At 68.6% G+C, this 9,916-nt stretch carries 9 protein-coding genes; 5 read left to right on the forward strand and 4 right to left on the reverse strand.

Annotated elements, in window-relative coordinates; all coding sequences use genetic code 11:
- Positions 1-5: 5 nt before the first annotated feature.
- Positions 6-1,061 carry a tRNA 2-selenouridine(34) synthase MnmH gene (gene mnmH / locus QQK25_RS16095; RefSeq protein WP_284188841.1) on the reverse strand — a complete coding sequence of 352 codons (1,056 nt, stop codon included), beginning with the start codon at positions 1,059-1,061 and terminating at the stop codon, positions 6-8.
- 43 nt (positions 1,062-1,104) lie between these two features.
- Between mnmH and selD the strand changes: the two genes are divergently transcribed.
- On the forward strand, positions 1,105-2,154 hold the full coding sequence (gene selD, locus QQK25_RS16100) for a selenide, water dikinase SelD (RefSeq protein ID WP_284188842.1): 1,050 nt from the start codon (positions 1,105-1,107) through the stop codon (positions 2,152-2,154).
- Between the two features lie 627 nt (positions 2,155-2,781).
- On the opposite strand, the gene scpC is transcribed toward selD, so the two are convergent.
- Positions 2,782-4,296 carry a succinyl-CoA:acetate CoA-transferase ScpC gene (gene scpC / locus QQK25_RS16105; RefSeq protein WP_306664089.1) on the reverse strand — a complete coding sequence of 505 codons (1,515 nt, stop codon included), beginning with the start codon at positions 4,294-4,296 and terminating at the stop codon, positions 2,782-2,784.
- Between the two features lie 141 nt (positions 4,297-4,437).
- Here scpC and QQK25_RS16110 point away from each other — a divergent pair, with 141 nt between their 5' ends.
- Positions 4,438-5,331 (forward strand): LysR substrate-binding domain-containing protein, encoded by an 894-nt coding sequence (locus QQK25_RS16110; protein ID WP_284188844.1) that lies wholly within the window; start codon positions 4,438-4,440, stop codon positions 5,329-5,331.
- Positions 5,332-5,385: 54 nt separating this feature from the next.
- Positions 5,386-5,835, forward strand: a complete 450-nt coding sequence (locus QQK25_RS16115; RefSeq protein WP_284188845.1) for a MaoC family dehydratase — start codon at positions 5,386-5,388, stop codon at positions 5,833-5,835.
- A 3-nt stretch (positions 5,836-5,838) separates the two neighbouring features.
- On the opposite strand, the gene QQK25_RS16120 is transcribed toward QQK25_RS16115, so the two are convergent.
- Positions 5,839-6,516, reverse strand: a complete 678-nt coding sequence (locus QQK25_RS16120; protein ID WP_284188846.1) for an alpha/beta hydrolase — start codon at positions 6,514-6,516, stop codon at positions 5,839-5,841.
- 159 nt (positions 6,517-6,675) lie between these two features.
- On the opposite strand from QQK25_RS16120, the gene QQK25_RS16125 reads away from it, so the two are divergent.
- Positions 6,676-8,586 carry a DUF294 nucleotidyltransferase-like domain-containing protein gene (locus QQK25_RS16125; RefSeq protein ID WP_284188847.1) on the forward strand — a complete coding sequence of 637 codons (1,911 nt, stop codon included), beginning with the start codon at positions 6,676-6,678 and terminating at the stop codon, positions 8,584-8,586.
- 2 nt (positions 8,587-8,588) lie between these two features.
- Entirely contained in the window at positions 8,589-9,224 is a 636-nt protein-coding gene (locus tag QQK25_RS16130; protein ID WP_284188848.1) for a 3'-5' exonuclease, read from the forward strand.
- Between the two features lie 240 nt (positions 9,225-9,464).
- Here the strand turns inward: QQK25_RS16130 and QQK25_RS16135 are convergent.
- Positions 9,465-9,916, reverse strand: a 452-nt coding sequence (locus tag QQK25_RS16135) for a LysR family substrate-binding domain-containing protein (protein ID WP_284188849.1), incomplete at its 5' end; no start/stop codon positions are given.

Here is a 9,916-nt window from a genome sequence, read left to right on the forward strand (position 1 = left end):
GGCGCTCAGCGCCCGGCGAGCCCCCGGGCCACCTCGGCCAGCGTGGCGGCATCCAGGCTCGGCACGGCCAGCGTCTGCCCCTCGGCCAGGCGCCGGTACAGCCCTTCGCCGCCCCGACGGTAGGCCGGATCGTAATGCCGCACGACCAGCTCCTCGGCCAGCTGCGGCCAGGCCTTCGCCTCGACCAGCGCCTTCCAGGCCGCCACCTGCTCGTGGCCGTGCTGCACCACCAGCCGGTCGAGCTTGGCGCAGAAATCGGCCGGATCGGCGATCAGGTCGGTGTAACGCTCGAGCAGATGGGCGACGCGGGCTTCCATCGGCGCATCGACGCGCACGCAGTCGCCGTCCCGCAGGCGCTCGAACAGCGCCCCGGGCACATGCAGGCGACCGATGCGCCGGCTCTCGGACTCGGTCCACACCGGCCGCGCCGGATCGACCCCGCGCAGCACCGACCACAGGCGCGTCTCGAAGGCCTTCTGCCCCGGCTGGGGCGTGCTCGCCTCGCCGCCGAGCACCGACCCCCGGTGGCTGGCCAGGCCTTCCAGATCCAGCACCTGCTCGCCCGCTTCGGCCAGTGCCCCCAGCAGCGCCGTCTTGGCGCTGCCGGTGGGCCCGCACAGCACCCGGAAGGCCAGGCCTGCCGGCAGGGTTTCGAGGTCGTCGAGCACCCGCTGGCGGAAAACCTTGTAGCCGCCTTCGAGCCGCTGGGCCGCCCAGCCCACCTGACGCAGCACGATGGTCATCGCCCCGCTGCGCTGGCCGCCGCGCCAGCAATAGATCAGCGGTTTCCAGCCCTTCGGCTTGCTGAGAAAATGCGTCTCGATGGCGCGCGCGATGTTGCGCGACACCAGCGCCGCACCCAGCTTGCGGGCCTCGAAGGGCGACACCTGCTTGTACAGCGTGCCCACCCGCGCCCGCTCCTCGTCGTCGAGCACCGGACAGTTGATCGCACCGGGGATATGATCCTCGGCGAACTCGGCCGGCGATCGCACATCGACGATCGAATCGAAGCTGTCGAGCCGGTCGAGGCCGGCGGAAAGATAATCTGGCTGGGAAGACACGGAAAGAATGAACCTGATGAATCAACTGGAACCAAAAAACGCCATGACTGAAGCGCCCCTGCGACTGACCGAATTGTCTCACGGCGGCGGATGCGGCTGTAAGATCGCCCCCGCCGTGCTCTCCGAGATGCTCGCCCACATGCCTGCGGCGCAGCCCTTCGCCAACCTGATGGTGGGCACCGAGACCGCCGACGACGCCGCCGTGTGGCGCCTCAACGACGAGCAGGCGCTGATCGCCACCACCGACTTCTTCATGCCGATCGTCGACGACCCCTTCGACTTCGGCCGCATCGCCGCCACCAACGCCCTGTCCGACGTGTATGCGATGGGCGGCACGCCGATCATGGCCCTGGCCATCGTCGGCATGCCGGTGAACAAACTGCCGCTGGAGGCCATCGGCCGCATCCTCGAAGGCGGCGCCAGCGTGTGCGCCCAGGCCGGCATCCCGGTGGCGGGCGGCCACAGCATCGACTCGCCCGAGCCGATCTACGGCCTCGTGGCGCTGGGCATCGCCCACCCGGACATCATCAAGCGCAACGCCGACGCCAAGGAGGGCGACGTGCTGATCCTCGGCAAGCCGCTGGGCGTGGGCATCCTCGGCTCGGCCATGAAAAAGGGCGTGCTGGACGCCGACGGCTACGCCCAGATGATCGCCACCACCACCAAGCTCAACACCGTGGGCCCGGCGCTGGCGAAGCTGCCCGGCGTGCATGCGCTCACCGATGTCACCGGCTTTGGCCTGCTCGGGCATCTGCTGGAGGTGTGTCGCGGCGCCAATCTGGGCGCCACGGTGCAGGCGTCCGACGTGCCGGTGATGCCGGCCGCGGTGCCTTTTGCGAAACAGGGCATCGGCCCCGGCGCCATCGCCCGCAACCTGGCCAGCTGCGGCGACGCGGTGCGCTTTGACGAGGGCGTGGCCGAGTGGCAGCGCAGCGTGCTGGCCGACGCCCAGACCAGCGGCGGCCTGCTGGTGGCCTGCGACGCCGCCAGCGCCGACACCGTGCTGGAGACCTTCCGCGCCGGCGGCTTTGCCGACGCGGCGGTGATCGGCCTCATCCACAGCGGCCCCGCCGAGGTGCGCATCGCCGGCTGACCAGCCGGCCGTGGGGCGATCGGCGGGGCTTCGCCCTGCAAACCCGCAGTTTTTTTGTAGGTCGGACTTCAGTCCGACACTGCCGTCATTGCAAAAAGCCTTGCCCGCAAGGCTTTTTGCTTTGGGGGACGAGCTTCAAAGCCTTGCGACCGAAGCAAAAAGCCTCGATCGCAACGCTGCGGGCCCTGGGCGTCGAGCAGAAAGCCGTACGGCCAAGGCAACAGGCTTTGCGCGCAAGGCAGATAACTTGAAGGTGCAATGCGCCAAGCCTTGCGGGCAACGCAGCTTGCCTTAGGGTCGCGGCTCAAGGCCTTGCGGCAAGAGCGTTGAAGTGGGCGCGCAGAGGGGTGAGCCCGGAACGACGAGCGGATCAGCTTGCGGCCAAAGCTCAGGCCTGCGTCCCGGGAGTCGGAATCAGATCAAGGGTGCTGCAGAAAGAAGCGTGCAAACCAGCACCGCGTTCCGCCGGGAGGAGTAGCGGAACGCGGGTGGCTTTCAGGGAGACGCAGGCAGTAAGGCACGACTCCGGATCGAAGGGCACTTTCGAAGGGGAGCCGCCGGTGCGCGGCCTGCGCACGCACCGGCAGGTCTGGGGTTGAGGGTCGCCGGCTTGGCCGGTCTTGGGGCTCAGGCCGGTTCGCAGACGGCTTCGGGCTTGCTTTCGAGCATCGAGCCGGTCTCTTCGGCGCGCAGGTGCCAGGCGAAGGCCTCGCGCAGCAGCTGCGGGGTGTGGCCGCCGCGGCGGCAGGCGCGCTGGTAGTAATCCCGCAGCATGTCCCGGTAGAGCGGATCGGTGCAGTGGTCGATGATCTGGTGGGCGCGCTCGCGGGGAGCAAGGCCACGCAGGTCGGCCAGGCCGTGCTCGGTGACGATGATGTCGGTGTCGTGCTCGGTGTGATCCACGTGGGGCACCATCGGCACGATGCTGGAGATCGCCCCGCCCTTGGCGATGGACTTGGTGACGAACACCGACAGGTGGGCATTGCGGGCGAAGTCGCCCGAGCCGCCGATGCCGTTCATCATGTGCGTGCCGCCCACGTGGGTGGAGTTCACGTTGCCGTAGATATCGCACTCCAGCGCGGTGTTGATGGTGATGAGGCCGAGCCGGCGGATCACCTCCGGGTGGTTGCTGATCTCCTGCGGGCGCAGCACCAGGCGCGACTTGTAGTGCTCGATGTTGCCCAGCACGCGCTCGTAGGTGTGCTTCGAGAGGGTGATCGACGAGGCCGACGCAAAGGAGAGGCGGCCGTCGTCCAGCAGCTCGACGGTGGAATCCTGCAGCACCTCGGAATACATCTTCAGATCCCGGAAGGGCGAATCCAGCATGCCGTGGAGCACCGCGTTGGCGATGGTGCCGATGCCGGCCTGCAGGGGCTGGAGGCTGGGCGACAGGCGACCGGCCTTGACCTCGTGGGCCAGGAAGCTGTTGAGGTGGCCGGCGATGGCGCGGGTGTCGTCATCCGGCGGCAGCACGTTGGACGGGCTGTCGGCCTTCTCGGTGATGACGATGGCGACGATCTTCTCCGGGTCCACCGGAATGAACGGCAGGCCGATGCGCTGCTCCGGCGAGATCAGCGGAATCGGCAGGCGGTGCGGGCGGTAGGTGGGGATGTAGATGTCGTGCAGCCCTTCGAGGCCGTGGGGCATCGTCAGGTTGATCTCGACGATGATCTTCTTGGCCAGCACCGCAAAGCTGGCCGAGTTGCCCACCGAGGTGGTCGGCACGATGCCGCCGTTTTCGGTGATGGCAGTCGCCTCGACCACCGCGATGTCCACCGGCGCGATCTGGCCGGAGCGCAGCTGCTCGACGGTTTCAGACAAGTGCTGGTCGATGAACATCACCTCGCCGGCGTTGATCTTGCGGCGCAGGGTCGGGTCGGACTGGAACGGGATGCGGCGGCTGATCACGTTGGCGTCGGTCAGCACCTTGTCGATGTCGTTGCCCAGGGACGCGCCGGTCATCAGGGTGATCTGAAGGTGCTCGTTGGCGGCGCGCTCGGCCAGCGCAAAGGGCACCGCCTTGCAGTCGCCGGCGCGGGTGAAGCCGCTCATCCCGACGGTCATCCCGTCGGCGAACAGCGCGGCGGCGGCCTCCGGTGACATGATGCGATCCCGCAGGCGGGCAAGGCGAATACGGTCCATGGGCATTGCTGTTTTCTCCGGTCCTCGATTTTCGGGGGGCCCCGCCTCGTTCGGACGGGATCGCGGCGGAGTATAGGGGCCCAGCATCAGTCATGTTATGACTTAAACTACTTCCATCCAGTCGCTTTTTTCATACAAAAAATGGACCTGCGCGCCCTCCGCTACTTCGTCGAGACCGTCCGCCAGCAGAGCTTCACCGCCGCCGCCGAGCGCCTCAACGTCACCCAATCAACCGTGAGCAAGATGATCCGCCAGCTCGAAGACGAGATCGGCCAGCCGCTGCTGATCCGCGACGGCCGCCAGCTCCACCTCACCGACGTGGGCCGGGTGGTGCTGGAGCGCGGGCAGGAGGCCCTGGGGGTGATGCGCAACCTGACGCAGGAAGTCGCCGATCTGGCCGAGCTGGTCCGGGGCGAGCTGACGGTGGGGATTCCGCCGATGGTGAACCTGCTCTTCCCGCCGATGGTGAAGGCCTTCCGGGCGCGCCATCCGGCGGTCGCGCTGCACCTGCGCGAAGTGGGCGGGCAGCGGATCGAGCAGCTGGTGGCGACGGGCGAACTGGAAGTCGGCGCCACCCTCCTCCCCACCGAGCCGGGCCTCGGGCTGGAGACCCGCAGCGTGGGGCACTACCCGCTCTTTGCGGTGGGCCCGCGGACATCGGCCTGGGCCGCCGAACAGCGGGTGGCGCTGGCCGCCCTGAAGGATGCGCCGCTGCTCCTGCCCGGCGACGATTTCTCGCTGACCCGCCGGGTGCGCGAGGTGACGGCCGCGTCGGGCTTCGAGGCCTGCATCGCGGCCCAGAGCGGGCAGTGGGATTTTCTGGTGGCCCTGGCCGCCGCCGGGCTCGGCACCACCCTGATCCCCGGCCCGCTGCTGGCTCGCCTCAACCTGGGCGCCGAGCTCGTCGCCCGCCCCCTGGCCGAACCCCGGCTCGACTGGCACGTGGCGGTGATCTGGAAGCCCGGCGGCTACATGTCCCGGGCCGCCCAGGCCTGGCTGGCGGTGTGCGAGGAGAACCTGCTGGCGACCGGCTGAGGGGCGGTCGCGTTACCATCCGGCCTACAACACCCACACCACCGGAGACAGCCCATGGACACCCGCTACCTCGACGACCTCACCCCTGGCGACCGCTTCGTGAGCGGCGGCTTCACCTTCACCGAAGCGGCCATCATCGACTTCGCCTTCCAGTACGACCCGCAGTCCTTTCATCTCGACGCCAACGCCGCCGCGGATTCGCCCTACGGCGGGCTCATCGCCAGCGGCTTCCACACCATCGCGGTGTGCTTCCGGCTGTTCATCCAGAACGGCATCTTTGCCCAGTCGAGCATCGGCTCGCCGGGCCTCGACGAGCTGCGCTGGCTGGCGCCGGTGCGCCCGGGCGACACCCTGCACAGCGTGGTCGAGGTGCTCGAGGTGCGCCCGTCGTCGTCCAAGCCAGACCGGGGCATTGCCCGCATGCGCTACACCGCGGTCAACCAGCGCGGCGAGACGGTGCTCTCGTTCATCGGCAACAACCTGCTCAAGCGCCGCCCCGCATAAGCCTCAGGCCGCAAGCACGGTGGCCAGCCAGTCCTCGATGTCGCGCACTTCCTCCAGGCACAGGCTGTGCTCCATGCGGTAGGTCTTCCAGGCCAGCGGATAGCCGGCGGCGGTGAGCTGGTCGGCCGAACGCCGCGCAAAGTCGTGGGGGATCACCGGATCGGCCACGCCGTGGGCCATGAAGATGGGCACGTCGCGGTTGGCCTCGCCGGCCTCGCCCGCCAGGGTGTCGGCCAGCGGCAGGTAGGTGGACAGCGCCAGCACGCCGGCCAGCCGGCTGGCGTGGCGCAGGCCGGTGTGCAGCGCGATTGCCCCGCCTTGCGAGAAGCCCGCCAGCACGATGCGGCTGTCGGGAATCCCGCGGGCGTTCTCGCGGGCGATCAGCGCCTCGACCTGCGCGGCGGATTCGATCACGCCGGCCGCATCCTCGCGCCGGCCGCTGAAATCCTGCGACAGGATGTCGTACCAGGCCCGCATGATATAGCCGCCGTTGATCGTCACCGGCCGCTGGGGCGCGTGGGGAAACACGAAGCGCGTCGGCGGCAGGCGGTCGATGTCGAGTTCATCGACCACCGGCTCGAAATCATGGCCGTCGGCCCCCAGCCCGTGCATCCAGATGACGGCGTGGGTGGGCGTCGGGGCGGTGGTGATCTCGACGGCGGGCAGAAGATTGGCGCTCATGGCGATTCCTGAAAAAGTGATTCCCCGATTCTAACTGCGGCAGATGTCACACCACCCCGCGCCACCCCGCGCCGAGGACGCATTTTTTTGCGCCAGATCATGACGCTCGGGCATTGGCAGAGTAAATTTGCAAGCTTTACCCGACGCCGCGCAGAGCCCATGGAAAACACCGCCGCCGACACCCTGATCCGAACCAACCTGGAGTTCCTGCGCCGCCACGCGCCCTTCGACCGGATGGAGGCGGAAGCCCTGCGCTTTCTCGGTGAACGGCTGGCCACCGCCTTCTACCCGGCGGAATCCGAAATCCTGATGCCCGAAGACGGCCCGCCGCGCTTCTTCTACATCGTCTATCGCGGCAAGGTGCAGGCGCGCCAGATGGGCGGCGTCGCCGTCACCGAATACGCCACCCTCACCCTGGGCCCCGGCGAAGGCTTCCCGATCGGCGCCATCTCCGCCGAGCGCCGCTCCACCAACAGCTACATCGCCGTCGAGGACAGCTACTGCTTCCAGCTCCCGGCCGCCGATTTCCTGCGCCTCCAGGAGCTCTCGCCCAGCTTCCAGATCTTCTGCACCCGCTACATCGCCAGCCTGATGAGCCAGTCGCGAGAGCAGCTCCAGGCCCAGTTCTCCCAGCGCGCCGCCGAACAGCAGACGATGACCACGTCGCTCGCCAACCTGGTCAAGAAGGCACCGATCTTCGTCAGCCCCGATGTGGCCACCCGCGGCGCGCTTGAAAAAATGGCCGCGGCCGGCGTCGGCTGTCTGGCCGTGGCCGGCGAAGACGAGAAGCCCGTCGGCGTGCTCACCCAGAGCGACATCCTCAAGCGCATCGTGCTCACCGGCTTCGACCTCACCCGGCCCATCGCCGACGTGATGACCACGCCGCCCCACACCCTCCACGCCAACGCCAGCGCCTACGACGCCGCCCTCGAGATGGCCACCCACGGCGTGCGCCACATCCTGGTGGTGGATGCCGAAGACAAGCTCAAGGGCGTGATCTCCGAGCGCGACCTCTTCGCCCTGCAGCGCATCGGCCTGCGCCAGATCCGCGCCGGCATCGAGAGCGCCGCCGACGTGCAGGCCCTGCAGCGCGCCAGCCGCGACATCCGCCAGCTGGCCCTCAACCTGCTCGCCCAGGGCATCGGCGCCGAGCAGCTCACCCAGTTCATCTCGGCCCTCAACGACGCCCTCACCCGCCGCATCCTCGAGCTCAACCTCGACCGCCACGACCTGCACGGCGTCGAATACGCCTGGCTCGCCTTCGGCTCCGAAGGCCGCCACGAGCAGACCCTCTCCACCGACCAGGACAACGGGATCATCTACGTGCTGCCCGAATGGGCCGACAAGGAGCCCCTCAAGCTGCGCCTGCTCGAGTTCGCCAAAGACGTGAACAACGACCTCGCCGCCTGCGGCTTCCCGCTGTGCGAGGGCAACATCATGGCCAGCAACCCCGAGCTGTGCCTCACCTTCGACGAATGGCGCGAGAAGTTCGGCCAGTGGATCCGCGAACCCCACCCCGAAGCCCTCCTCAACGCCACCATCTTCTTTGATTTCCGGGTGCTCTACGGCGACGAGAAGGTCGCCCACAAGCTGCGCCACTGGCTGCTCTCCATGACCGGCGGCCACCCGTCCTTCCTCAAGGCGATGGCCACCAACGCGCTCGATGTGGCGCCGCCGCTCGGCAAGATCCGCGACTTCGTCACCGACGACGACCCGAAGCACCCCGGCACCATCGACCTTAAAAAGTTCGGCGCCCGTCTGTTCGTCGACGCCGCCCGCGTGCTCGCGCTGCGCACCGGCGTCGACGCCACCAGCACCGCCCAGCGCCTGCGTCAGGGCGGCAGCCGGATCGGCATGCCCGCCGAAGAGCTCTCCGCGATGGCCGACGGCTTCCACTTCATCCAGCTCCTGCGCCTGCGCCACCAGCACCTCGACACCGACCACGGCGCCCCCGGCGACAACCGCGTCAAGCCCGACGACCTCAACGAGCTCGACCGGCGCATCCTCAAGGAAGCCTTCCGCCAGGCCCGCAAGATCCAACTCCGACTCAAGCTGGACTACCAAATCTGACCATGAACTGGCTCTCCCGATTCCTGCCCGGCGGTGGCCCGGCCGTCAGCCCCGCCCTGCAGGGCGAGCTCGACGCCGTGGCGGCCCTGCCCGCCCCCGAGCTCACCCGCGCCCACTACGAAACCCGCTACGTCATCGTCAACGCCGAGGTTGCCGCCGACGGCAGCGGCGGGCAACGCCTCTCGGGCGTCGGTGCGGTGGCGATCAACCAGGGCCTGCTACGCCCGGGCGACGCCTTCTACGCCCAGCTCGGCAACGCCCCGGCCGAAGCCCTCGTCGCCCTGCTCAAGTTCATCGCCCGCGCGCCGGTGGTGGTCTTCAACGCACCGTTCAACCAGGGCATCATCGAACGGGCGCTCGAACAACACCTGGGCAGCGTGCCCGAGCTCGACTGGATCGACCTGATGGTGCTGATGCCCAGCCTCTACCCCGAGCGCAGCGCCGGCCTCGCCCGCATGGACATCTGGCTCGCCGCCTTCGGCATCGAACGCCTCGACCAGCGCAGCGCCCTCCTCGAAGCCTGCGCCGTGGCGCAACTGCATCAGGTCGCCCTGGCCGGTGCCGGCGTGCAAGGCCTCGCCACCCCGCGGGATCTGCTGGAAACCCAAAGCAGCCGCAAGTGGCTGCGGGGGAGCTGACCGCTTTTGTAGCCCCTGCCGCCGCCCCAACGCAGCCGTCCCCGCTCAACCTGTAGGTCGGACTTCAGTCCGACACCGCACGCTCCAAATGCGGCACCAGATGTCGGACTAAAGTCCGACCTACAACGGCACGCATGAACCTACAAAGACGCAGCCATCCCGGCCCCAACCTGTAGGTCGGACTTCAGTCCGACACCGCACGCTCCAAATGCGACACCGGATGTCGGACTAAAGTCCGACCTACAGATTCCCCGCATCAGGGGAGCGCGGCTCGTCGGCGGCCCACGCCGCCCGGCAGATCTCGGCAAACCGCGCCGCCAGCGGTGACGGCTGGTGCGGCAGCAGGATCGCCGCCGCCGCTGTCGCATCATCATCCACCAGCGGCACCAGCCGCACGCCCTGCCCCGCCAGCCCGGCCATCCCCGCCGGGATCACCGCCACCCCGAAGCCCGCCCCCACCAGCGTCAGCATCGACGTCTTGCGGGAGATCACCGGCGCCATCCGCGGCACAAAGCCCCGCGCCAGGCACAGATCCGTCACCCGCCGCGCCAGCCCGCCCCGCTCCCGGTGCACCGCCGACACGAAGGCCTCGCCGGCCAGGTCCGCCAACGGCAACGCCAACCGACCTTCGAAGCGATGCCCGACCGGCAGCGCCGCCAGCAGCCGCTCGTCCGGCAGCGGCACAAACTCCA

Source organism: Zoogloea oryzae, assembly GCF_030161255.1.
Classification (GTDB): Bacteria; Pseudomonadota; Gammaproteobacteria; order Burkholderiales; family Rhodocyclaceae; genus Zoogloea; species Zoogloea oryzae.

Coding starts and splice junctions, on each gene's coding strand:
- selD (WP_284188842.1), top strand. CDS start 1,105: ATGACTGAAGCGCCCCTGCGACTGACCGAATTGTCTCACGGCGGCGGA.
- scpC (WP_306664089.1), bottom strand. CDS start 4,296: ATGGACCGTATTCGCCTTGCCCGCCTGCGGGATCGCATCATGTCACCG.
- QQK25_RS16110 (WP_284188844.1), top strand. CDS start 4,438: ATGGACCTGCGCGCCCTCCGCTACTTCGTCGAGACCGTCCGCCAGCAG.
- QQK25_RS16115 (WP_284188845.1), top strand. CDS start 5,386: ATGGACACCCGCTACCTCGACGACCTCACCCCTGGCGACCGCTTCGTG.
- QQK25_RS16120 (WP_284188846.1), bottom strand. CDS start 6,516: ATGAGCGCCAATCTTCTGCCCGCCGTCGAGATCACCACCGCCCCGACG.
- QQK25_RS16125 (WP_284188847.1), top strand. CDS start 6,676: ATGGAAAACACCGCCGCCGACACCCTGATCCGAACCAACCTGGAGTTC.
- QQK25_RS16130 (WP_284188848.1), top strand. CDS start 8,589: ATGAACTGGCTCTCCCGATTCCTGCCCGGCGGTGGCCCGGCCGTCAGC.